The organism is Carboxylicivirga sp. M1479, assembly GCF_007097485.1.
GTDB lineage: Bacteria > Bacteroidota > Bacteroidia > Bacteroidales > Marinilabiliaceae > Carboxylicivirga.
In genome coordinates this window covers 202209-228381 of record NZ_VKDE01000003.1, presented here as the reverse complement: position 1 = coordinate 228381, position 26173 = coordinate 202209, and the positions used below count along the sequence as shown (strand labels likewise).

The window sequence follows — 26173 nt, the reverse complement described above, 5'->3', positions numbered from 1 at the left end:
TGACCTTGATTATAGGGCTTGAAATTGATTTGTTTCATGCTTTTAAGATACTAAATATCAGGCACATGAACAAACTAACTCAGCTGTAATCAATTGATTATGAACGAAAAAAGAGGGAATCCGTTTTTGGACACCCTCATGATATACCTTTTAATAACAACCACAAAGTGGTTGAATCTTAAATGCAATTGCCGTGTACCGAATGGCTTTCAATCATGACATTTATTGTTTCTCACAACAAGCATTCAGTAGCAGACTGATACTTTTTAGGCAAAATGAGCTTTTAATTAGGCAAAATGCCACATAATTCATCTGTTTTTCTTAAAATTACTTTTTGATTGCCTAACTCAAATAATTTAATGTTAATAAACAGTTCAATAGAACGACTTCTTAAGTCTGTTTTAATAGCATGCTTGCTATTAAACTCATGGAATATTGGCGCACAATCACGTGTAGTTGGTGCTTTACCCGATTCATCAATTATATTACAGCATATTTTTATTACCGATGCCCAATTGATCGACAGCCTGATGACTAATGTTGATTCATTGAAAAGTCCCAGTAACATTTCTTTGGCAGAAGCCATGTTTAATCCGGATATTAAACTTATACATGGTGATACGATCAAACTAAAAACAGTTGAGGTTGGTGAACAATATAATTTCATAGAGCGTGACTCATCGAAAATTGTTGATATACACCCCCAGGATTCACCAGACCACAAAGGCTTTACTCTCACAGCCGATGATGGTAATTCAAAAATAACCTTTAAAGGATCAATTCGTCTTAATGGGGCTTACGATTTCAATGGTCTCTCCCATCGAGATCATTTTCAAACCTACAACATTCCTGTGGGTGATGAGGGCCAAGGTGCCCGGTTTTTCATGAGTGGAAATCAAACAAGATTTGGCTTCGAAGCATCTAAAAAAACCGACTTAGGCCCCGTTTCCATACGCCTTGAAAGCGATTTCCTTGGACCATTGTATACCTATCGCATTCGCCATGTTTATGGATCGTTCATGGATGTACTGGCAGGCCAAACATGGTCGGTATTTGGTGATCCTACTTCCATTCCTTGGACCGTTGATTTGGAGGGGCCAAACAGCTCTTTAAGTGAGCGAACAGTTCAGGTAAGATACAGCCGATTAATTAATCAAAATACACGATGGACCATCTCCATTGAATCTCCTCAGCTAGATTTAACAGCCCCGGATAGTCTGCAGGTTACTTTACAGGATTTTCCGGATATTGCGACTCGATTTAAACGACTAACAAACTGGGGACACGTGCAAGTGGCGATGATCTTCAGAAGCATGGCCTACAACACCGACCAAAGTGGATCTTTGGGTTTTGGCGCATTATTGAGTGGTCGATATGAATTTGACGACAATCAGGAACTCCTCTTTCAGGCAGTTGGAGGCAAGGGGATCGCACGCTACATAGGTTCTGTAAACGGGAATGGTTTAGATGTAGTGTACAATCCGATTGAAAACACCTATGATCCCTTAGAGTTATACGGCGGATTTATTTCCTACGGAATCGATTGGAATGATAAGATATTCTCCTATTTCACACCCGGACTTACTTATATGCCACCATATAGCTATCAACCTGATGATACCTTTGTTTTCAGCGGATACTTCTCAGGAAATGTTTTCTGGAATGTCAACCCTGGTATTCGTGTAGGAGGCGAATATTCATTTGGATCACGCATTAACAAGGATGACCAGAAAGGGATCGCCAATCGCATATCGTTCATTGTTTATTACGATTTTTAGATGAATTGCTTTGTTCCGTTCACATCTTCTTTCGATAAGGATCTGTTACCTACTCAACTTACAGATCCGTTTGACAGCAAGGTAAACCCACTTGCTTCGGAAGCAGCCGATAAATTACACAAATTCTTACCCGATAGTACTAAAATGAAAAGTGGTAAGATGTATGGAGTCTTGGTTGTTTATAATTCAAAAAATGAATTGGGTTACCTGGCTGCCTATTCGGGGAATGAATCTAAAAATGATGCAGCCATCAATTTTGTACCACAAGTTTTTGACATTACGAATCCAAATGGTTTCTTCAGATTGGAAGAACAGAAATTAAACTTCATTAATCAGTCCATTAAAAAGCTGACTAGTGCACCTGAATTACAAGCTCTTCAGGAGCAGCTGACAAAGGTAAAGCACGAATCATTAGAGCAGCTTCAAGGTGCCAAAAACAAATTAAAACAGTCTAAAGCAGCAAGAAATAAAAAAAGAGCATCTACCAACGATCAACAAATACTCGATCAGCTTATTAAAGAAAGCCAGACAGAGAAAAGCATTTACAACACTCTAAAAAAAGAATTTAAAGGAAAAATCAAGGAACTGGAAGAGCTAATTGGAGCTTTTCAATCACAAGTGAAAGAACTCAAAAACAAACGCAAAACGAAATCGGCACAAATACAGCAACAACTTTTTGATAGCTATATATTCAGTAATAGTGCGCAAGAAACGAAAAGTGCTATGCAGATTTTCAAAGCCCTAAAAGTAAAGGTACCACCCGCAGGTACAGGTGATTGTTCAGCTCCCAAATTGTTAAACTACGCCTTTAATAATAACCTACAGCCAGTTGCTTTAGCCGAGTTTTGGTGGGGACCATCTCCAAAAACCGAAATACGCAAGCATGGTAATTTTTATCCTCCTTGCAAAAGCAAATGCGAACCCCTCTTAAATTTTATGCTCCAAGGGCTTATTGCAAAAAAAGAAGTCTCTAAACAAAACGACTTACACATTTCCATTCTATACAACGACGACACCTTGGCTATTATCAATAAACCCGCTGGACTACTATCTGTTCCAGGTAAGGAGCTTGAGGAATCGGTGCTCACACAAATGCAAAAGCACTTTACCAAAACAAGTGGGCCTCTAATTGTGCACCGTTTGGACATGGCCACCTCTGGCATAATGATTATTCCCAAAACAAAAGAAGCTCACGAGCATATCCAAAAACAGTTTTTAGCAAAAACAGTAAAAAAGCGTTACATAGCCATACTCAGTGGTCGTCTCAACGAACAAGAAGGTACAATTACACTTCCTTTACGTGTTGATTTGGATGACCGTCCTCGACAGTTAGTTTGTTATAAACATGGTAAAGAGGCCATCACGCATTATAAAGTAATAAACAAAAATGACCTCTTTACACGAATTCACTTCTACCCACAAACAGGGCGTACGCATCAATTACGCTTACATGCAGCGCACCCGATGGGACTTAATACACCAATTGTAGGTGATCCTTTGTATGGTCATACTGATAAGCGCCTCATGCTACATGCCGAACACATCGAGTTTACACACCCGACAAGCCACCAAAGCCTTTCATTTTATTGTGCCCCTGACTTTTAAATCTCCTTTACACCATTTTGTTAAAAACAGTTAGACAATTAGTCGTCACTGTTAAAGTATGTTAGCTCCAATACAATGGCATTATACTTGTATTTCCAAACACAGTATTAACAATTTAAATTAAGAGATATGAGTGATAGAATGAAACTTTTCGTACAAACTTATGGCATTGAAACACCTCTAGAATTGGATGACAACCCTTTTGTTGGTTTAGATGTCGAAGAAATTGGTCAAATAGAAAAACAGTTGCGAAATGAGAACATTCTAAACAACTCGTTTTAAACAAACAATAACATAGTCAGATAATAAGGGGATGCGAAGGCATCCCTTTTTTTGGTACCCAACAATTGGTAACTAGCATGTAGATCGATCAAATAAACTAAGCTGAACAATATTGCACTTATTATTGTAATATTAGCAATAACACCTATTACGTAATAGTACGAACCAATGGCAGAATAGAATAAATCATTAAACCGTTTTAAAATAACGCTATCATTATCGACTATCCGGAAGAAATACTTTGTAACTTACTATCATATAACACATATCTAGATTTTATCGTTCCACAACCCCAAATTCACTAAAAATGAAACCAAGCTATTATTACCTTACATTATTTATTGTCCTCATTACATCCTCAGCATGCGATCATGAACCCACCAAAACATCTAAAGACCCCCTACCATCGTGGAATGAAGGGCCAGTGAAAACATCCATCATACAATTTGTGAAATCCTCGACTCAGCTCACCAACAAAAATTTTATAGAAATAGAAGATCGAATTGCCACTTTTGATAACGATGGTAATTTGTGGTCGGAACAACCCTATTACTTTCAATTAAAATTTGCTATTGATCGCATTATAAACCTGGCTGACCAGCACCCTGAATGGGAAAAGAAATATCCATACAGAGCGGTATTGGAAAATGACATGGATAAACTCATTAGTTTTGGCGAACATGGTTTATTAGAGCTAGTGATGGCTACCCATACAGGCATGAGTACACAAGAATTTAATCATTCGGTTCAGGAATGGCTGCGTAGCAATACGCATCCGCGATTTAAAGTACCGTATAACGAGCTCGTTTATCAGCCCATGTTAGAGCTCATCACCTACCTACAGGCAAATCAATACAAAACATTTATTGTATCTGGAGGTGGTGTTGATTTTATGAGAGTATGGACAGAAGAAGCATACAACATACCGCCCGATCGAGTAATTGGCAGTAGCTTAAAAGCTGAATTTGTGATCGAGAATGGTGAAGTACTAATCAAGAAATTGCCCGCCATTAACTTCATCGACGATAAAGAAGGTAAACCAATAGGGATACATCAATACATTGGCAAGAAACCTGTTTTTGCCTCAGGTAATTCCGATGGCGACCTACAGATGCTTCAATACGCCGCCTCGGGCAATAAGCCAAGTTTTATGCTGTACCTACACCATACCGATTCGATTAGAGAGTGGGCTTATGACCGTGACTCACATATTGGTCGATTGGATAAAGGTTTGGACATGGCCCATAAAGAAGGTTGGGCGGTTATTGACATGGCCAAAGACTGGAAAGTTATCTATCCGTTTCAACTTAAAAAATAAATAATTCATACAGCACTTATGAATACTCTTGACGAAATTAAAAAACTGCAACAACGGATTAACGAGTCCATTATAGGGCAAGCAGATGTTGTTCAAAAAATATTGGTGGTGTTTTTAGCAGATGGCAATTTGTTACTGGAAGGACTCCCCGGACTGGCGAAAACAAGGGCCATCAAAAGCCTTTCAAAAGAACTAAAAGCAAGCTTATCGCGCATCCAGTTCACACCCGATTTATTGCCATCTGACATCACAGGAACAGAAATTTTTCAGCCCGAACTGGAAAATCCCTTTGTTTTTAAGCAAGGGCCAATCTTTGCCAACCTGGTATTGGCCGATGAGATAAACAGAGCACCTGCCAAAGTACAGGCGGCACTGCTCGAAGCAATGGAAGAGCGGCAGGTTACAGTAGCAGGCAAAACTTATCAAATGGAAGATTTGTTCTTGGTGATGGCGACACAAAACCCTGTTGAGCAAGAGGGAACATACCCCTTGCCTGAAGCCCAAATGGATCGTTTTCTAATGAAAATACTGATGGACTATCCAGATAGCGAATCAGAAGAGAAAATATTGGAACTGGTGAGTGCTGAAAGTCGTGGTGAATTTGTCTCGAATGAACCAATATCCCAAGATGTAATTTTTAAAGCACGTGAAGAGATTAGGCAAATTGAGGTTTCAAAAGCGACTCGCAAATACATTGTTGATCTTATTAATGCAACACGAAATGCACATAAATACAGCGATAATCTAAAAACATGGATTGACTATGGTGCGAGCCCAAGAGGAACGATTGCACTTGAAAAATGTGCGCGCGTAATCGCTTGGTTTCATCAACGTAACTATGTAGAACCCGATGATGTGCGAGAAATCATCCATGAGGTGCTGCGTCATCGTTTAATATTAAGTTACGAAGCCAATGCACAACGCATTAGTGCCGACCAGGTAATTGACGAACTACTAAAATCTGTTGCTGTACTTTAAAACATTCAAATGAACCAGTATCCGAAAGAAATAGCCACCAGCCTTGACGAGCTCATGCGTTTGGAGATGCTGCTCAGCGACTTCAGCTTATTACCGCGACAGGCCGTTCATAGTGTTCTGTCGGGTAAGCATGCCTCAAAACTGAGAGGTCGAGGTCTGGACTTTTCGGAAGTACGAAAATATGTGTATGGCGATGATATACGAAACATTGACTGGAAAGTAACAGCTCGAACCAGACAAACCCACACAAAGGTATTTAACGAAGAAAAGGAAAGACCATGTTTTGTGATTCTTGATCAAAGCTCATCGATGTTTTTTGCTTCAGTAGGTTCGGTTAAGTCGGTAGTAGCGGCACAACTGGCTGCCATAAGTGGCTTTAAAGTGCTGAAAGCAGGTGATCGTATTGGTGGTTTGGTTTTTGACGACGATAGTTTTGAAACCATTCAGCCAAAGAGAAGTCGAAAAAACCTGATGCACTTGCTCGAAACAATAGTCATAAAAAATAAAGCATTGCCACAACGACAAAGGGTTCGCCATAAACAAGACATTATTAATAAGGTGCTGTTTAAAGCCAAAAATGTGATTACTCACGATTACGTGGTGGTGGTCATTAGCGATTTCCAACACACCAATGCGCAAGGCATGAAATACCTTAGCTCCATTGCGCAGCACAACGATGTGATAGCCATAATGGTTAATGATAAAATGGAGCAAAAATTACCCGACGTGCCCATATCTGTTTCAGATGGAGAGTACCAGGTAATGGTGAAAAACAAAGAAAAAACACTTCGGAAATTTGAAGATTCAGCAACAGATCAACGCACAAATACCATTGATTACTTCATGAAATACAACATCCCTTTTATGGAGTTTAACACTCACGAGTCATTAATAGAACAAATTAAAAGTGCATTTGGCAAATGATAAACTCTTCAACAACAAACAAGATTGGCGAACTGATGGAGCCAGCTCCTATCCCATTTACTTTAGCTGCCCCAGGCTGGATCAGCTTGCTGTTGTTGGTGCTTTTTATCATTGCGTGCCTGCTTTTCTATAAATTATACCAATACAAGAAAAACAAATATCGCAGAATAGCCATTAAAGAACTCAATGCTCTAAACCTGGAACAATCCCCTTTCAATAAAAATATTTATACCACAGTATCTGTCCTGAAAAGAGTGGCACTTGGTGCATATGGCAGAAAGGGAGCAGTCCTAGATAATGGTACAGAATTTATGAACTACCTCAACTCCAAAACCAAAACAAAGGCCTTTTCAAAGGATGCAGAATTATTCTTTACTAAATACTTATACATCGAAGACGACAGAAAAATACCCTTACAGAATTTAAAACAATTTCATGCCGAGAGTATAAACTGGATAAACAATCATCATGTTTGAATTTGCTAATCAATGGGCTTTTTGGCTCTTACCCTTGCCACTTCTGGCATACTGGTTACTTCCACCAGTGCATTGGCGTGCAGAAGCTTTGATGGTGCCTTTTATCAAACAAGCAGCTGAAGCTACAGGTGATAAATTACGTAAGCGTGCCTGGATTTCGAAGCGTAATTTACTTCAATGGATTATGCTTTTGTTGGTATGGATAGCTTTTATCATCGCCTTTGCAAGACCACAAATTGTGGGGAAGCCAGAAATGAAAGTTAAAACAGCTCGCAGCTTTGTGATTGCTGCTGACATTTCGTTTAGCATGGCCAATCGCGACTGGGTGGTTGAAGGTGAGCGTTACACCCGATGGGAAGGCGTTAAACAAGTATTGGGTGATTTTATAAAAACCCGTGATGGTGATCGTTTAGCTTTAATATTTTTTGGCACCAATGCCTACGTGCAAACTCCCTTAACAACCGAACTAGGCGTTGTTAGTTGGTTTCTAGACGAAACAGATGTTGGTATGGCTGGTCAGATGACCAGTGTGGGAAAAGCCATAGGAATGAGCATGAACCTTTTTGAACAAGACACCATTGAAAATAAGGTGATGCTGTTACTAACCGATGGGCAGGATGGTGGTAAGGGAATAACACCTATTGATGCAGCCTACTTGGCCAAGAGCGACAGCATAAAAATATACACTTTAGGGATAGGCGACCCCACTGCATCAGGCTCAGACCTTGATGAAGTCACATTAAAAAAGATTAGCCAGATTACCGGGGGGAAATACTTTCAGGCCATGGATCAAAAACAGCTAAAGCAAGTCAGTACAGAGTTAGATGCACTGGAACCCATGGAATTTGAGGAAGAGGACTACAAACCCATTACGCACCTCTACTTCTACCCCTTAATAATAGCCATCATGCTTTCCTTTTTGTTGCTAGCCATTCGTATTGTTTCATCCTTATTTAAAAGAGAATAGTATGAATTGGATAGATATCAATACCGAACTTTTTCATTTTATACGCCCACAATGGCTATGGCTTTTTGTACCGCTAGTCATACTCCTTATGTTGCTATGGTTAGGGGGCAAAGACAAACAAAAGTGGAAGCAAAGTATCGCACCTCATCTGCTACCTTACATGCTTGCAAAAAGAAAGCGCCTGGCCTTGATTGCACCTCTAATTGCTTTTACACTGACTACATCACTAATGATAATAGCCGTTGCTGGCCCAACTTGGAAGAAAGTAGAAGTACCAGGAGCCAAGAGCGAGGCCATTCTTCTGATTGCGCTCGACCTGTCGCCATCGATGCTTACCGAGGATGTATCCCCCAACCGTTTGGAGAGGGCCAAATACAAAATACAGGATTTATTTGATGCGAACCCGGGTTCTAAAATAGGATTGATTGCCTTTTCAGGAACAGCGCACCCAGTTGTTACACCTTGCAATGACTATGAACTAATCAATTATCAGCTTAAAGCATTAATACCACAGATAATGCCGCTGCAGGGCACCAACTACAAACATTGTCTGGCGTTAGCCGATACTATTTTAAGCCGAACAGAAGCCCCAAGTACTCTTCTCTTGGTAAGCGATAACATCGAAAAAGAACAAGCTGATCTCTTGATTCAATTTGCTGATGACACCAAAAATAATATTGAAATAATGGCCATGGCATCCATACAAGGCGGCAAGATTCCGGGTCTTCGGAAAGGCACATTTTTTAAAGAGAATGGTGAAACGGTGATATCACGTTTAAATCAAACCGAACTATTTCGATTGCAAAAACACCCAAAGATAAACGTTAACCCATTAACACTAGGGAATGATGATGTTGAAGCAATGGTTAAAAAAAAAAAAAAAAAAAAATCTGGAATACCGTGGCTTGAATGAAGACAGTGAAGAAGAGTGGCTAGAAATGGGCTTTCCACTGCTGTGGGTAGCCTTGCTCATTTTAGTATTGTGGTTTCGAAAAGGTTGGATGATCCANCCCAAAGATAAACGTTAACCCATTAACACTAGGGAATGATGATGTTGAAGCAATGGTTAAAAAAAAAAAAAAAAAAAAATCTGGAATACCGTGGCTTGAATGAAGACAGTGAAGAAGAGTGGCTAGAAATGGGCTTTCCACTGCTGTGGGTAGCCTTGCTCATTTTAGTATTGTGGTTTCGAAAAGGTTGGATGATCCAGTGGTGCATGGCATTGTTCTTCTTATCATCGTGCAACAGTGAAATACACACTTGGGACGATTTATGGTACACTAAAAACTACCAAGGTCAACAGGCGATGACTAATGAACAATACTTTAAAGCATCTGAAAAATTTGAATCCTATCCACACAAAGGTATTGCTTTATATAAAGCGGGTGACTTTGAAGCTGCCATTGAAGTATTTAAGCAAGATACTAACCTGGTATCCTTATATAATTTAAGCCTTGCCTATGCCGCTACGGGTCAAAACCAACAAGCCTCTGAAGCTTTACTACTGGCCCAAGAACTTGATCCAACAAATGATTTGATAAAGCGTGCTCAACAAAAAAACAATAGGGTACTGGCGCAGATCGACTCCATTAATAAACTACAACCCGACTCAGCCATCAGCCTTAATAAAAAGAAAGAAAAAGCAGAGAATCTAGAAGAGCTCAGAGCTAAAAGTAAGGATGAAGAATTAACATCGGATACCGAGGTAAAAGAACTACCCAAGGATGGTAAGCGGGTGACTGATGAACAGGAAACAGGCATTAGAAAGGCTGATGAGATGGAGGCCCCGCCTGAGGATTTTCAAGCTCAGAAAGCGCAAAATGCACAAAATATCTTATTGCGGGAAATTTCTGCCGAGCCGTCGGAATTTTTAAAACGTCGCTTTGAGTACCAAAGAAAAAAATACTTTCCTAACGAAGAACAAGCTAAACAACTATGGTAAAATACGCATTGATAGTTAGTCTTCTAATGGTCTCTTTTGTTAGCAAAGGACAAAACATCAATGCCTTTGCCGTGGCAAAAAGCAACAGGCAGAATGTACTGGTTGAACAAGGCTTAAAAGTAACAGTAACTGTTTACACCAGTACCTGGTTTACGCAACCTCTGCAAATTGAGAACTTGCAAATGGAGGGTGCATTTGTGCAATCATTCAAGCAAACACTTAGTTCAATTCGCTATGTGAACAATAAGAAATATGCCTCTTTAGAATTCTATTACATTGTGTTTCCATACAAGGACGGAGAGATGGAGTTTCCCGCTCTCAATATTATAACCGAAACACCTGCAGAGGGTGATTACAAAGGTCAGCGGGTTACTTTATCAACCAAGCCTTTTAAAATTAAGGTGAAACCAATACCCAAAAACACTGATACCAAACAGTGGTTGGTGGCTAAGAATGCCAGCATCGAAAGCAGGTGGAACAACAAGTTGGATGAGTTAAAAGTGGGTGATGTATTGCAACGTACCATTACCACCCGAGCCCAAGGCACCTTACCATCCTTTATTGAGGAACCACAGCTTGGCGAGGTTGAATTTGGTAATATTTATACTTCTGCACCTAAATACTACGATGAGCGTAATAGCAAGTCGGTCAATGGCAGACGGGTGGACAAGTACTCCTATTTACTTGAGCAGAAGGGTAACTTTACCATACCTGAAATAGAGTTAAGCTGGTACAACCCTTATGTTGGCAAGTTTTACAAGCGTAGCGTTCCAGCTGTGGACATTAGTATATTGCCCAACCCCGACATGGCCAATCTTACTAGCTTAAGAGATTCGCTTAATGCCCTGAATCCCACTCTATCGGAAGAATTATCAACGGCCACATCAGAACCCAACTACAAAAAATGGGGTTTAATTGGTTTTGCCTCCTTACTAGGTTTATTGGCTTTATACATTTTAATCAAAGTAATAGTAAGACTTGTCTCTTCCATCAAAAAACGTCGCATGGCGTACCGTCATAGTGAAGCTTATTTTTTCCGCCAGTTAATGCATCAGAAAAATGAAACAGCTGTTCTTACTACCATTTATCGTTGGTTGGATAACACGGCATTTATTGGCACAAAAACATTAAGAGCTTTTGCCGCAAAAAATAATGTGCTAAAGAACTCCTTATCTGCACTTAAGAAAAATAGATTCTCAAAAGAAACACAACAATCACTGTCGTTAAAACAAATAAAAGCGGAAAGTAAAAAACAAAGGCAAAAGCTAATTGACAGTGGTAATAAAAAGCACGACAAGAGAGGTGCTCTATTAAAGGATATCAACCCTTAGGATTATATTTTTAAAACTGAGCGTTATTTACCCAATTATCCACTCGTCGGCCTCTAGGGAATGCTATATCCACACTCTTGAATCCGATATTTACCCGATTGGGCGCTTCCTTAAGCCGATTGACTACATTATCCAGTCCGTTGATTTCATTTTTACAGCCAATTGGCGGGTTTTTCTGCCTATTGAGAAACTTATTTGGCTTGTTGAGATACATATTTAATCGATTGACGCATTTTATTGCTACAAAAGATAAGGTAATAACCCGATGGACTGCTCCGGCAGGCTTGGGGGATAATAAAATCAAGGGTTCTAGATCGAAGTTAATTTGGATTGGCATCATTTTAAAAAAAAGAGCCCACTTGCTAAACCAAACAAGCAGACTCACAAACGCCAATACCAAACCTATTCTTTTATTTAGCCTTTTAACCCGAGTTCGACATAAAATTTATTGCTCAGATCGCTTATAAATATTAAGTTTCAAGGACTATTTGTGAAGGCATAGCGGGCTATGTCGAACGAATATGACGTAGAAAATCGATGTTTATAAGTGGATACATTCACCTTTTCATTAAATAATCGATCTACTGCTCTAAATTTAATCGCCATAGTTTACTATGCCTCAAAAATTTAGATTGCATATCAATCACTTAATGAAATCTGAGCTGTTAAATTTTAATCGAACTCAGGGTTTTAGTAACTGTTCCAATTCCTTTTTAAGTTTAGGATCTGATGGACGGCGCGAAAAAGCATTATGTATTGTGCCATCCTTATTGATAATGATGTAACGTGGTACACCACGCAACATGTAATCCTTGGCCACCGAGGCTTTAAACCCTTGTGGCGTATTAAGCTGAACTCCGCACAACTGATGCTCTTCTACATAAGCTTTCCACTTCTCCACCTCCTTTTTCTGATCGATGGATAGGGTGATAAACACCATGTCATCGTCATGCAACTCTTGCTCTAACTTTTTTAAATAGGGCATTTCGCTTTTACAAGGTGCGCAACCCAAAAACCAAATATCAAGTAACACAACATTGCCCTTAAAATCGCTCAACTGACGCTTTTCACCAGCAGGCGTATACCCTTCAAAGTTGGCGGCCACACTTCCTTTAGCTATGCTGGCATACTTTTTCTTCAAAGGGTCAAAGTGATCTAAAATTTCCTTACACATAACTCTGGCACCCTCAGTTTTAACTTGCTGAAGCGCCCACTCACCAATCGCATCAATATTATCACGATAATCGTGGTCCAGTAAAAACTCTAAAGAAGAAATAACATAAGCCTCTCGAACTTGCTCTTGCTTTATCTTTTCACAATGTTGATAAATATAGTCATCCACGGTAGCATCAATAAGTCCTTCTTGCTCCATGCGATGAAAAATTGTTCGCAAGGCAGTGTACCAACCTGGTACATTCAGCACCTCTGCCGACTTTACCTCAAATCGCTTTAAAAAAGCATAATAATCGTCACACAAAGCATGTTTCTCATCACCAAACATATCGTTCATACTTGGCGCATTAATTAAATTGTAGTTGTGAGATAGCAACAGACGTTGCTTTTCAAGTTCTTTAAATGACTGGGGCAGCTTCGCTTGCTTTAAGGCCTTGAGTTCATCCCGATAGTTGGCTTGCTCGGCCTCTAACCAATCAGCTGAAAAAGCAGTACTCTCATTTTTCCTTGCTTCCCTTTCTCTGTTCAGGTAAGTACAAATATCAGCGCTTACTCCGTCAAACGAAAATTGATCACCGCTCAAACGAACAGTCAGTGACTCGCCTCGTCGCAAGAATAACTTAGTTGTCTTTCTCTGGGGTGTTAAGGCATGCATGTATGGTGCAAAGTCATCATTAAAACTAATACTTGTATCCGTTAAGGTTGAGATGGTAGCGATTTTTTTTGGCGATCCTATTTTGCTTTTCGACAACATAAAGGATTCAACTGTGGGCTTATCAAAAACAAAGTTAATTGTGGTGGTTTGATTTTGTGAAAAAGCAAGCATAGCCCATGCCAACAAAACAATGGTTGTTAATATCTTATGCATTTGTATCTTTTTTTCAATGTTGTCCTAAATATTTCTATCAATTGGGCTATTCGCCCAAACCCAACTTACTTTTTTAGCTTGATCTAAAAAACTAAGGAAAAAAGATCAAGGCTACTTTTTAAATTACTTTCTTATTTATCTCAAGCTCAAGTGCGGCCGAGTGATTTCCGAATCAAGTTCGGAACTTCTCGGTCTTACTATAGCTTTCGAGAAAACTAAAGTTATTTAAAAGAGAGGCCATAAGGCATGATGCTTAAAAGAACCCCAGTTTCTAGTTAACACTAATAATATACTTAATTTCAATCAGTTCGATTCATATCAATGAAATCGTTTAGGACGCTATTGTTTTTTTTAAACAATTAATTAATCAACTCTTTCAGTCGACTCACTGGTATCATTTCCTTGATCGTGTTCTGGTATATTTTACCTTCCTGATCGTAGTAAATATTCTGTGTGCCAGCCACTACACCAACCACATTACCACAAACATCCATAATGGGTGCACCGCTTGAACCTTTGGCAAACTCTGCTGAAATAGACTGACGAATTTTGCTCGATCCTGGCTTTATGTATTTGCGATTAATATGCCCTTGTGTATAGGTATAAAAACGATGATCGGGGTGACTTATGAGGTTGATGGCCTCGCCACAGCCCAACTCATTACCCAAGGCCAAAGGGTTTAATTTTTTGCCTTTGGTATCAATTTTAAAGATGGCCAAATCGTCGTGCTTGCTGGCAGCCAATACCTCCGTTACTGGGTACATGTTCTGCTCATAATCCATCACATAAAAAGTAATGTAATCATTTGGTTTTGTTGGATCGTAAGATTTAAAAACATGATAATTTGTTACACATATTCCATCTTCTGAAATGGCAAAGGCAGAGGCTGAGCTGATATGATCTTCGGGACAATGTCCACATTTATACATCTTACCAATCATCAAAACACCATTTCTAAAAGTATTATAAAAAGGATAGCCCATCACCTTTTGCATAGATTCCTCTTCCAGGGGCACCTCGCAATGTTTGCTGCTGAGTTGCTTTTTATAGGTATCAGCATCAACGCCCCCATTTTCGCGATACTCAGCCGAGGCCATGCTTTCAAACAACTTCAAACGTTCGTTATCATTAATGGCTTCTTCGGGCGTATACTTTGTTGTTTCTACTTTGGGCGACTTTTGCTGTTGGTGACTTGTTTGACAGGCTGCCAATGCAACATACAAACCTATGAACAATAACTGTTTAGTCATCTTATAAATATTCATCAATTAATTCTTTTAGTTGTGGGTCCGATGGTCGGGGAGCATTTACACTTAATATCTTCCCCTCTTTATCAAATAGCATAAAGCGAGGCACTCCAGAGATTTCGTAATTGTAAATTATATCAGATTCAAAGGCATAATCAGCCAATAATTGAATACCACCTAAATGTTTTTCTATGATAAAAGAAAGCCATTTCTCCCGGTCTTTTTTCTTGTCGATGGAAACACTAATGAAAACAATTTCATCATTGCCCTTATAGGTATTCATAAGTAATTCAAGATGTGGAATTTGAGCTTTGCATGGGGCGCACCAGGTGGCCCAAACATCAACCAAAACCAGTTTACCCTTGTAATCGGATAAAGCATGCATTTTACCCTCTGCATCAGGATAGGTAAAATCAAAGGCGTCGGCACCATGAGCAAACTTCATCACCTCGGCTTGGTATACCTTTAGTTGTTGGCGCTGCACATCGGTCACTATCAGACTGCCATATTGGGTCATTAGCTTATCAAAATACTTTCCTGATATGCGTTGACCAATAATATGGCTGGTTAAATACCGGCCTTTCAGCGTATCATTATCATAGGTGTCGATACTAAATTTTAAATAATCATCTACATCTGCTTTGTTCCAATAAGCAATAAAGCCCGGATACATACTCGAAGCCATAGCTCCTTCTTTGACCTTGAGAATATCAGCCGATGTGTGTTTTCTATCGATAATCTCTTGCAGGTACTTATTCTGCTTTAATACTTGATGAACTTCGGTAGGCACCATTGTAAAGGTGCGCATCCAGTACATATCAAAATCCAGTTGAGCCCTCAATTGCATCAAGTGCTTTAAAGTTCCATCCTTTGTATTTAAACCGTTGACGTAGGTTTGTAAAGCATCGTAATAGGCCTTCACAAGTCCCTCCACATGTTCCACCTCTCTTGTTTTTTGCCATGCTCCATCGAGCACTTCTTTACGTGTCAGGGTCCACTGTTCCTGGTAGGCCAAAGCATCTTGATTGGGCAATGAAGCCGGCACAATCTTTTTATCCCTAATGCTTAGTTTGGCTTTCTGACCGGCTTGCAGGTAAAACTCATCAAACACCGATTTAACATTTGCAGAAGAGCCCAAAGAATAAAAGCCTGTTGATGCATCCTTAATGGTAAACGAAAAGGTACTGTCTGAATCAAACTCAATGAATTCATGCAAAACCAATGCTCCTTCCTGAACTATAAAAAGACCAATACCTTTTGAGCCATCAAATGAACTAACCTTTCCCTCAATTTTAACTTGAGCTTGCATTGAGAAGCTCAGGTAAAGAATGCTTAATGAAAATAATACCTTTTTAAAACACATATAGCACAATTAATAAAGCTGCCTGAAAGTATCTTTGAGCAACGATTACTTTCAGACAGTTTAGATTATTACAAATATTTTTTAATCAACTCATTGGCCTTCTCATCGGAAGGACGAGGTGCGTCGGTTGACACAATGTTACCATCCATATCGATTAGCATAAAACGAGGTATGGCATTGATGCGATAGGCCTCGGCCACATCGGATGCAAAAGCCTTATCGGCCATTAGTTGCACTCCCTGAAGATTCTCTTCCTTTACAAAATCTTTCCATTTTTGCTGATCCTTCATTTTATCAACCGAGATACTTAAGAATGTGACTGGCTGGCCATGGTATTTCTTTTCCAGCTCTTTTAAAGCTGGTATTTGAGATTTACAGGGTCCACACCAGGTAGCCCACACATCAATGTAAACCAAGTTTCCTTTATAATCGGATAACTTGTGCTCCTTACCATTCACATCTTTACCAGCAAAATCAAAAGCTGGTGATCCTTTTTCAAAATCGCGAATGGTCATCTCAAAGGCTTTCAACTCATCCTTTAGATAAGGAGTGCTTAAAAATGGTTCAACCATTGCTTTATAAGCCACATAAGCATCATCGTAAGTTCTGAACTTGCTGACGTTATTAAGCGCATAATACCCTTTTAATAAGTCATTGGGAATATTTTCCATCGCTGCCTTGTTCCAATCAGTTGGCTTATCAGGCAATGACATAACGGCAAACATCGAATATAAACGTACATAATCGTATCCGTTTGGCAATTCTAACAGACGCGCCGATTGCGGTGATTTCTCGTTTAATAGTGTTTCGTAATATTCAGCATAATCCTTACGCTCAGGATGCTTGCCACGAGGTGTATAAATAAAGGTAAGCGCCGATGCATTCATATCTGTTTCAACAAGTAGCTTCATCAATTCGTCAAAGTTGGCATCGCCTGTATTAATCTTTGCTTTAAATGCAGCTGTTTCATCAACATATTTGGGTAAAAGAGGGAAGAAACTAGTGTAGTCAGCCATATTATAACTAAAACCATGAGAGTATGAAAACACAGTATCTACCTTTGTATTCCACTCAGATAAGACATCATTTTTGACACTGTTGCTTGCTAATAACTCATAGGTTCCATCACTAATTTTCACATCTAATTCAACACCATCCTCCAGGTAAAGGCGCTTTAGGTCATGGTCTTTTTTAACACTACGCAAGGCTTTATCCCACACAACATTTAACACATACAAGCCAGCTTTATCAACTGGGTAATTAAAGCCAAAGCGCCCATCGGCACTAATTGTTGTTACCGCCACTTTGGCCGTTTCACCATGTTCTACCTTACACAGGTGTATTTCTTTTCCTTCTTTCTCGCCAATAAACTGACCATTTATTAGGGCATAATTCGATTCTTTTGTGACACACGATGTTAACATTAAGGCAAACAAAGCCACAGCTGTTATGAACTTCATACAGTTACGTTTTAAATATAGGTTGTAAGAAAAGAGCTGATAGCAGAATACTACCAGCTCATAAATAGTATTATTTCTTTACTTCTAAGTCAATAATTTTACCACACACATGTTCGTATTGAGTTGCTATAGAGCCATCAAGATTGACAAAATAAATAGAGCCATTGTTAAGACCCGAATTGTCGTAGGTGCCAACAACAAATTTATCGTCATACTTTGTCCATCCCTCCTGAGTATAATCAAGGTACAGGTAAGAGATATTTTGCCCTGCAGGTAATTCGGCAATCAATGCCGGTGCATCTGCTGGCGCATCATAGTTATATCGGTAAATTTTATTCTCCGATGAAAAATAGAAATATCGTTCGGAGTTGGAATTTACAAACATGGTCTCGTCGGTAATTAATTCAGGTGCCGAAAATACATTTGTTCGTGTTAAAGTATAGGCATTTGTCCATGTTGAGAAATCTAATGCTGCATGCAAAACCACCTCATTTACTACACCATTATTGTCTGTGATAATAAAATGAGTACTAACACCTCCCTGATACATATGTCCACCTGGTTCTGGAGCCATAAAATGACACTTACCTGGTAGTAATAATGGTTCACCATCAATTTCTACTTTATTGATTGCTCCCCAAGAACCAAGCGCATATAGATCACCCGGATCGGTACCATGTAGATAGGCCAAAGCCATCCCCATTTCATCCACATAATCGACATCATCCATCACATCGGGCACGTCAATACCTATATAAGGTTTATAATCACCATAGACTCTTCCGCCTGTGAAATAGTATTTATTATTAACAATTGTAAAAATATCATCACGGGCAGCAAAGTAATTAACAACCATGGACTCTCCAGTATTTTCCTCATGAAAACATTTAAGGGCTGGCCATTTATAATCCATGTTATCAAAATTCATAACCGCACCATAATCCGGCCCATCACTTGTGAACATTACCAAATCAGTTGTAATCCCACTTCTTACACTTTCCATGCAATATGGCTGACCTACTAAGGGCATGCCAGTTAAGGTTTCGTATAAATTATCAATTGTTTTACCATTGTCTCTTACCAAAAACAACTCACTGTTCATATCTTTTTCACATAAAAAGAAGTAACCGTATTGATAAGCATTTTGAACACGTAGCTCAAAATCGTGCGTATAGACAACGCCGGTATTTTTATTCGTTACCTTAAATATGCCGAACAAATCTTTATAAGGTATGGTGTGATCAGCGACGAACTCTAGATTTTTATCCTGAGAAATAATAATTTCGAAATTATCTCGATCACGTGACTCATCGTTATATTCCCAATGGCTCAAACTCCATTCGTATTCATAATCGGCATCAGTCTCGTGCTTAAAGTCTATAACAGGATTTATTATTAGCACATCTTCAAACTTTGTCATGCTATATGATTCTTCAATGCCTGTAATGCCTTGTACTTCATTCAAGTCAAGGTACTCGTAATTGCCTTCATCTTGCAAACAACCACCAAGAGCCATAAGAACAATTGCAGCAAATAATATATATGTCTTCATCTTATTGTTTTTAAAGTTAACGGTATTCAAAATACAAGCGATTACCTTCTTCGTCGTAGGTCGGATTATTTTCGAACCACATGCGTGTTTCTTTAACATAAACATCGCCAGCCGCATAAGGATCAGGAAACCAATTAGGTCCGTCAACACCTGCTATTTCAATGTACTTTTTACACTTTTTCCAATGATAAGGACCAGCATAGTAATGCAGATAATTACCCTCCCAAAATGGAGGAGGAACAAGCAAGTTATCGGTTATGTTTAAGATAAAATGCTGTTGTCCACTAAGTCCTTCTTTAAAATCACCTGATTCATCCAGCTTTATCACCAATCGGCACGTTTTCTCACGTAAACTTTCGTCGCGTTTAAGCACAAGCTCAAAATTGGTTTCCGTTTCATTAGCTGGAAAAACATATTGTGTGCCTAGCGCTTCGTAATGCACTCCCGATTCAGCTGTTGTTTCATCAAGCACTTCACTCACCATATAACTACGGTCGTTAGGACTGGCCACCCCCATTAACTTTAACTTTACCTTAAGCAGTGCCGTATTTGCATCATTAGGCAAAAACATAAAATTAAGATAAAGACTATCAGGCTCTTCATAGGGAAGCTTAAAGTTGAGCGCATTGTATTCGGTATCATATAACATGGGTTCGTTTTCCTCGCACGAAAACAGAACACAAGCCATACACATTGCTAGTATATATTTATATAATTTCATTTTTCTCATCATTTAATTGGTTACACGACCACCAAACTGTATTTCGTTGGCTGGAAATGGCAAGGTATATTTAGCATCGTCCATTGGCAGGTTACTACCATCTGCACCCACTAAAACTGGAAAATTCATACGCTTGTAGAAAAAGAACAATTGTCCTTCGCCATAAAACTCACGCTCATACTCCCTTGACAACTCATCCATAAACGTGACCTCATCAATGGCTTCGTCAAGTACTGAAGTACGACGCTCAGTTTTCATCTCGTTGATTACACGTATGCCATCAACAAGATTTGTTTTGGCCTTGCTCTCGGCAAGAATCAAATACATCTCAGACAATTTAATAAGCGGTAGCACCGGATCCTGATAGCGTTTTGCTTCTTCGTCATCCTTAGGTCGGTTGTATTTTGTCATGAACCGCTTGTCGCCATCCATTGTAGAAACAACTTCAAACCAATATTTAAATCGTATATCATCTCCTTCGTACCAGCTTGCGCTTCGATCAGAACAAATCAGCTCATTAGGGTTGTTAGCATCTGTATGTGCAAAATAATTGCGCGATGTTTCTCCAACTTTTGTGTGATACAAACCCATTATAAGTTCAGGATAAAACACAAAATCTAAATTGCCTAGAATATCACTAGGATTCATCCACTTAAAACGCGCCGATTGAATCACTTCATCAGCATACAAGGCTGCATTGACATAATCTTGTTGATACAGATGCACTCGTGCTAATAAGCCAACGACCGCATAATAATTTAAGTGATTTTCTCGATACGATTCGTTGTCATCAGACGGGTTCATCACCTCATCATCGGCCAACAATTCATAGGCTTTCATCAAGTCATCCTCCACCAAACTCAATGCTTCAATTGTAGTTGATTGCTCTGTTAACTCGATTTTAAATTCATCAACATAAGGAATACCTAAAAACTCAGGATCGCTAATTAAGGGGGCGTTAAACATACGAATCAGGTCGAAATGCAACATCGCCCTAATGGCCAATGCTTCACCTTTGATATAATTGTAATTGTTACCCGAAAATTTAGAGGCATCATCTTCTTCAATAAACTGAATGATATTATTGCAATTGGCAATAACGTTGTAAGCCTTATCCCATACCCCTGAAATAGAATTCTCACTTGCTTCAGCTTCGTAATTATGAAATACCAAATCGATATAACTATGTCCGGTTGGTATATAATAGTTTTGCGCCAAAACATCTAAAAGACTCATGCTTAGCTTATCGCCATACAAATTATTATCACCTAACATTAAATACACACCATTTAATGCATCGTGGTACCCTTCTTCAGATTGGAACAACTCTATTTGATCCACTTCTGATTTTGGTTGAACATCCATCCAATCTTCACATGAAGTTAATGTAAGAACCAAGGCTGTAAATACTATTAATATTTTATTTTTCATGGTCTCCTAATTAAAAATTGGTTTGTAATGAGAATGACACTGAACGGGCAAATGGGTACGACAATCCGCGCTCCATTTTCACTGTTGATATTCTGAATATGTCATTCATATAAACAGATAACTTCATATGGCGAAGACCTATATTTTGCACCAAATTCTGGTTTAAAGTATAGGACACTCTAGCGGAAGCTAGCGACAAAGTGTTTTCATCTTCAACAAATCGAGACGATGCACGAGTAATAGATCTGTCTGCAATGCTTTTATATGGCTTCACATCACCTTCTTGAGTCCAACGCTGCTCTAACACTCTTCTGTCCACATTATTATACAGGTTCGCATTTTCAACACGATCAATAATTGTGTTATTATAAATTTGCCCACCCAAACGGTAGTTAAAAGATAAATTGAAACTGAAGTTGCCTATATCGGTATTGGTTCCAAAGTAACCCTCATACTTAGGCTGGGCTTCACCCACGACTACTTGATCACGAGCATCCCAAGTCATGGTGCTGTTACCGTTACGATCTAAGAAAACCTCTTTACCCGAAACCGGATCAATACCTAATGATCGTACGGCGTAAATCGCATAAATAGATTCACCTTCGTTAAACTGTAAAACTGGAGCTGCGCTAATCATATTGGCCGAATCACCTTCCCGATAAATATTTGATTCTCCACTAGAATCAATCTGATCAGCTACTTCCTTATTCTGGTTCTCAGCTGCTGCTTTGTTATACTCTTTTAGAGCATCTGAAATTTGCTGTATTTCATTAATATTGTGCCTCATATTAGCAAACAAATTCACAAAAATACGACGCTCACTATTTTTATAAACAGTACCACTTAAGTTAACTTCGATCCCTTTATTGAGCACATCGCCCATGTTAGAAGTAAAACTTGAAAAACCGATGGATGGAGCAATAGACACCTGTGTTAATAAATCCTTGGTAGTATCGTAATAATAGTTACCCGACAGCATTAATCGACTATTGAATAAAGCAATATCAATACCTGCATTGCGCTTCATTGTTGTTTGCCATCTCAAATCCTCATTACCCAATGCTTTGATATTTGCACCGTTATTAAAGCGATAATGACGATCGGTAATATATTGATAGGTAGTTAAGGCCTGATAAGCATAGAAGTTATCACCACCTGTTTCACCCACATTCGCCCTCAAACGCACCTCATTGACTTTTGCATTGTCCTTAAAAAACGCTTCGTTGTGAATGTTCCAGCCAATACCTGCTGACCAAAAAGGAGCAGTACGTTGATTCTTTCCAAACTTAGACGAACCATCGATACGTAATGAAGCATCGGCTAAAAAACGATTATCGAAATTATAATTCAAATTAGAGAAAGCACCTGCTAAGCGACTTGTTTCTTCGAATCCACCAGGCGTACTACCTTCTTTAAACTGAGCACCAAAACTAACATGACTCAAGCGATCATTGGCAAAACCTTCAGCCGTGTAATCTTCAAAATCAATGGTTTGCTCTTGGATATTACCGCCAATAACAGCGTTTACAAAGTGTTTGTTTATTTGCTTAAAATAGCTCAACACTAGGTTACCATCTAACAAAAACATCTCTTGATCTCCTACGTAATAGCTTCCTCGCAAGTTAAAATCTTCTTCTGGTGTATTCAAAAACTCAATTGAGTTAGGCGATTTAAAGGTTTCCGACTTATCATTCTGCAACTGAAAAGACACATTACCTTTTAAGCGTAATCCTTCCAAGAGCATCCAGTCAATAGAGAAATTATTGGTCACATTGGTGTATTTACTTCCATTTTCGTTAGATAAATACGTAGCGTCGTAAAGACCTGAATATTGCTCTGGTGTACCATAGTCATCGTTGGTACGTAAAGTCTGGTAATATCGTCCACTCTCATCCTTTAACTTATAGTAAGGGTTCAAACGAGCATAATCAGAAAAATTACCATAAGGTGATTCCGGAGCATCCACACGTGTTACCGTTAAGTGATTTTTAAAGGTCACATTTTTAAAACGATACGAAAGCATACTACCAAGTGCATAACGTTTTCTACCCGATCCTTTCATTACCCCTTTTTCGTCGTTATAATTTCCTTCAAGTGCATAACGGATAACATCATCACCACCTTCAAGAAATAAGGAGTGTTTGTGCGAAAAACTATTTTCAACAGGTTGTGCAATCCAATCGGTGTTAACTCCTGAACGAACAGCTTGGAGGTTTTGATTGTATAATTGATCAAAACGAACTTGCTCATTGTAACTATCACCTGCAGGCTTTTCTGAAGTATAAAGCCCCGCCAAACGTTCAGCCTCAAGTTTTTCTGCAGCGTCTAACAGTTCATAATCCGACAAGTCAGGAGCCGATACCGTTCCATCGAAAGTGTAATTAACGCGTAGCTTCCCTTTTTCAGGTGCTTTGGTTTCAATTACCACCACTCCGTTAGCTGCACGAGAACCATAAATTGCGGTGGCACTCGCATCTTTCAAAATAGTGACCCCAGCAATACGGTTAATATCTAAATCGTATATTTTTTCAATACTCACCTCAAAACCATCTAAAATAAAGGTTGGTTGATTAGGGTTGCTACGGATCTCACTTTCACTTAAACCAGGGAAACTGGCTTTACCTCGCACTTCAATTTCAGGCATACGGTTAGGATTAGATCCAAACTCGTTATTCTCCATAATTTTAAACGATGGGTCAAATACCTGAATGGCCTGTAACACATTTGTATTACTAACTTCTTGCAACTTATCTGCGCTAATTGTGGTAGCTGCACCTGTAAAGCTCTCTTTTGTTTGATTATAATAACCGGTAACCACCACATCACCAATCTCACTCACTTCGGTTTGCAGGGTAACGTTAATTTCCGTTTTACCATCGAGTGCCACCTCTTGATCAACAAAACCAATAAAAGTGTACTTCAGAGTAACCTTAAGATCAGGAACACGCAATTCGTAAGTACCATCGGCACTTGTAATGGTTCCTGTATTGTAATCCAATACAATAATGTTAACACCTGGAACAGGCAGTCCTTGCTCATCAAGCACCTTTCCTTTAACTATTATGGGTTGTTGCTGTATGGCTCTTTGAGCCGGTTTAATAATTATTACCTCATCGCGCACTTCCCATGATAGTCCACTATTGTTTAAACAGGTATTTAAAACTGTTTCAACCGTCACTCCTTCAGCGTCAATTGACACCTGGTCAAGCTCTAAAATCTCTTCATCGTTATAGATAAAGGTAAATTCGCTTTGGTGACTTATGGCTTTGAGCACCTCTTTAACAGAAGCATTCTTTAGCTCCAGCTTCAGCTTAGTCGATTGACTATAGCTTGACGCTGACACTTGCCATAATAACATGAACATCATAAGAAATGATAGTTTCATAATTTTGTAGATTTTGGGTGTACCCCTCCCATCAGGGCACATTAATTCCCGATTTTTTTTCATAGATTTGTAATTGAAGTTATACATACTTGTAACAACTAGCTTGTTACATTTAACAGGAGGTGCTGCAACACTTCCTGTTTTTTTTTATTGATACCGTTCTACTTTAACGGTTGATTCCTGTATATTAAATTGTACTTTTTCGGTTAAGGCTAACATCTCTAATATCTCACTTAAATTCTCATAGCGTTTAATGTCTACACTAAAGTGAAGCTTGCGAATTGCTTGATCGTTATAAACCACATCAACACCGTACCACCGGCTTAAATCGCTCATTATATGAACTAGCTCAGAGCCATCATACACAAAACGACCTTCTTTCCATGCAAGGTATGGATACACATCAACATCACTAAGTTCAACTTCACCATTGTTAACTTGGTAATTGAGTAGTTGTCCCGGCTCCATCAAACGCTCTTTGCCCGATTGAGTATGCCACAATACACTTCCCTCAACTAACACCGATTGATAGCTAGCATCATCAGGGTATGCTCTCACATTAAACTCAGTACCCAATACTTGAATGGCATTGTCATTTGGCAAACTCACTATAAATGGTCTATTCACATCCTTGGCCACTTCAAAAAACACTTCGCCCTCGGCATATACCTCTCGCGTTTCACTGTCAAATGGCTGTTTAAATTTCACCCTACTACCGGCATTCATCCACACTTTTGTTCCATCGGCAAATATAAACTGGTACTCGGCCCGGTTGGGCACCACCACTTCCATCTCCTGAGGCTCAACATTCTTTCGTAGCTTGTATGCTAACTTCCCTTGTGCTATGGTAGCTAAGTGAGTTCCGCTGTTCTTAAGCTCTTGACTGGTGGTATCTGACAGGTGTATTTCTTGCTGTTTATCGATTTTTAAGATGGCGTTAAATTGACCCGGTGATACCGTCTCTACCTTAGCCAATATTAAAGAGCGATCGTTAGGCACCAACACATAAAAAATACTGCTAACAATCAGTCCTAATACTAAAACAGCTGCTACGCGGATAAGTACCTGCCCTAAAGAAATTCTCTTTTTCTTTTGCACCTTGTCGAGTAATGCTGACCAAACCTTATCTTCCTCGAAATTTTTATAAATCTGATAGTCCGCAAAAGCATTGTCGGATTGCTCAAATTGTTGCATAAAAAGTTCGTTACTCTCACTGGCCTTACGCCATGTATCGAGTTCCTGCATCTCACTTTCAGAGGCTTGCCCCTTCAGGTATTTTGCTACTATTTTTGACAGTGTGGAGTTATCCATTTTTTCATCTTCTTACATTATTGACACTTTAAAAATAAAATGGTGTCAGAAAAAGATGAAA

The 26173-nt window shown here is 39.1% G+C and carries 20 protein-coding genes; 11 read left to right on the top strand and 9 right to left on the bottom strand.

The genetic code is table 11. The features are described 5' to 3' along the window. Positions 1-359: 359 nt before the first annotated feature. The 11 genes from FNN09_RS03730 (at position 360) to FNN09_RS03685 (ending at position 11601) form a co-directional block, all read left to right on the top strand. Positions 360-1778, top strand: coding sequence for a DcaP family trimeric outer membrane transporter (locus FNN09_RS03730; protein WP_143300138.1), 1419 nt, complete (start codon positions 360-362; stop codon positions 1776-1778). Beyond that, positions 1779-3383: an RluA family pseudouridine synthase gene (locus FNN09_RS03725; protein WP_143300137.1), complete on the top strand. Its 1605-nt coding sequence runs from the start codon at positions 1779-1781 to the stop codon at positions 3381-3383. It begins immediately after the preceding gene. Positions 3384-3512: 129 nt separating this feature from the next. Beyond that, positions 3513-3665: a hypothetical protein gene (locus FNN09_RS21075; RefSeq protein ID WP_185968849.1), complete on the top strand. Its 153-nt coding sequence runs from the start codon at positions 3513-3515 to the stop codon at positions 3663-3665. 307 nt (positions 3666-3972) lie between these two features. Next, the gene (locus tag FNN09_RS03720; protein ID WP_143300136.1) at positions 3973-4983 is read left to right on the top strand and encodes an HAD family phosphatase; all 1011 of its coding nucleotides are present in this window, start codon (positions 3973-3975) and stop codon (positions 4981-4983) included. Between the two features lie 18 nt (positions 4984-5001). Beyond that, on the top strand, positions 5002-5961 hold the full coding sequence (locus tag FNN09_RS03715) for a MoxR family ATPase (RefSeq protein ID WP_143300135.1): 960 nt from the start codon (positions 5002-5004) through the stop codon (positions 5959-5961). 9 nt (positions 5962-5970) lie between these two features. Continuing rightward, on the top strand, positions 5971-6885 hold the full coding sequence (locus tag FNN09_RS03710; RefSeq protein ID WP_143300134.1) for a DUF58 domain-containing protein: 915 nt from the start codon (positions 5971-5973) through the stop codon (positions 6883-6885). Beyond that, positions 6882-7361, top strand: coding sequence for a DUF4381 domain-containing protein (locus tag FNN09_RS03705; RefSeq protein WP_143300133.1), 480 nt, complete (start codon positions 6882-6884; stop codon positions 7359-7361). Before FNN09_RS03710 ends, FNN09_RS03705 begins: the two co-directional genes overlap by 4 nt. After that, entirely contained in the window at positions 7354-8328 is a 975-nt protein-coding gene (locus FNN09_RS03700; protein ID WP_143300132.1) for a VWA domain-containing protein, read from the top strand. Before FNN09_RS03705 ends, FNN09_RS03700 begins: the two co-directional genes overlap by 8 nt. Position 8329: 1 nt before the next feature. Next, positions 8330-9241, top strand: a complete 912-nt coding sequence (locus tag FNN09_RS03695; protein ID WP_143300131.1) for a VWA domain-containing protein — start codon at positions 8330-8332, stop codon at positions 9239-9241. Between the two features lie 135 nt (positions 9242-9376). Next, positions 9377-10270 carry a hypothetical protein gene (locus FNN09_RS03690; protein ID WP_185968848.1) on the top strand — a complete coding sequence of 298 codons (894 nt, stop codon included), beginning with the start codon at positions 9377-9379 and terminating at the stop codon, positions 10268-10270. Continuing rightward, on the top strand, positions 10264-11601 hold the full coding sequence (locus FNN09_RS03685; protein WP_143300129.1) for a BatD family protein: 1338 nt from the start codon (positions 10264-10266) through the stop codon (positions 11599-11601). The genes FNN09_RS03690 and FNN09_RS03685 overlap by 7 nt, the downstream gene beginning before the upstream one ends. A gap of 682 nt (positions 11602-12283) precedes the next feature. Here FNN09_RS03685 and FNN09_RS03680 read toward each other — a convergent pair. The 9 genes from FNN09_RS03680 to FNN09_RS03640 all read right to left on the bottom strand — a co-directional run bounded on the left by FNN09_RS03680 (position 12284) and on the right by FNN09_RS03640 (position 26112). Continuing rightward, positions 12284-13642, bottom strand: coding sequence for a TlpA disulfide reductase family protein (locus FNN09_RS03680; protein ID WP_143300128.1), 1359 nt, complete (start codon positions 13640-13642; stop codon positions 12284-12286). 359 nt (positions 13643-14001) lie between these two features. Then, on the bottom strand, positions 14002-14907 hold the full coding sequence (locus tag FNN09_RS03675) for a serine protease (protein ID WP_143300127.1): 906 nt from the start codon (positions 14905-14907) through the stop codon (positions 14002-14004). Further along, entirely contained in the window at positions 14894-16252 is a 1359-nt protein-coding gene (locus FNN09_RS03670) for a TlpA disulfide reductase family protein (protein ID WP_143300126.1), read from the bottom strand. The genes FNN09_RS03675 and FNN09_RS03670 overlap by 14 nt, the downstream gene beginning before the upstream one ends. A gap of 68 nt (positions 16253-16320) precedes the next feature. Next, positions 16321-17712 (bottom strand): TlpA disulfide reductase family protein, encoded by a 1392-nt coding sequence (locus FNN09_RS03665; RefSeq protein ID WP_143300125.1) that lies wholly within the window; start codon positions 17710-17712, stop codon positions 16321-16323. Positions 17713-17782: 70 nt separating this feature from the next. Further along, a complete protein-coding gene (locus FNN09_RS03660) occupies positions 17783-19264 on the bottom strand; it encodes a PKD-like family lipoprotein (protein WP_185968847.1) in 1482 nt (493 codons plus the stop codon). A 16-nt stretch (positions 19265-19280) separates the two neighbouring features. Next, entirely contained in the window at positions 19281-19985 is a 705-nt protein-coding gene (locus tag FNN09_RS03655) for a DUF4843 domain-containing protein (RefSeq protein WP_185968846.1), read from the bottom strand. Between the two features lie 12 nt (positions 19986-19997). After that, positions 19998-21416, bottom strand: coding sequence for a RagB/SusD family nutrient uptake outer membrane protein (locus FNN09_RS03650; protein WP_143300122.1), 1419 nt, complete (start codon positions 21414-21416; stop codon positions 19998-20000). A gap of 10 nt (positions 21417-21426) precedes the next feature. Then, entirely contained in the window at positions 21427-24801 is a 3375-nt protein-coding gene (locus FNN09_RS03645; protein WP_185968845.1) for a SusC/RagA family TonB-linked outer membrane protein, read from the bottom strand. 147 nt (positions 24802-24948) lie between these two features. Continuing rightward, complete coding sequence (locus FNN09_RS03640; RefSeq protein WP_143300120.1) at positions 24949-26112, bottom strand: FecR family protein; 1164 nt, start codon at positions 26110-26112, stop codon at positions 24949-24951. Positions 26113-26173: the final 61 nt, after the last annotated feature.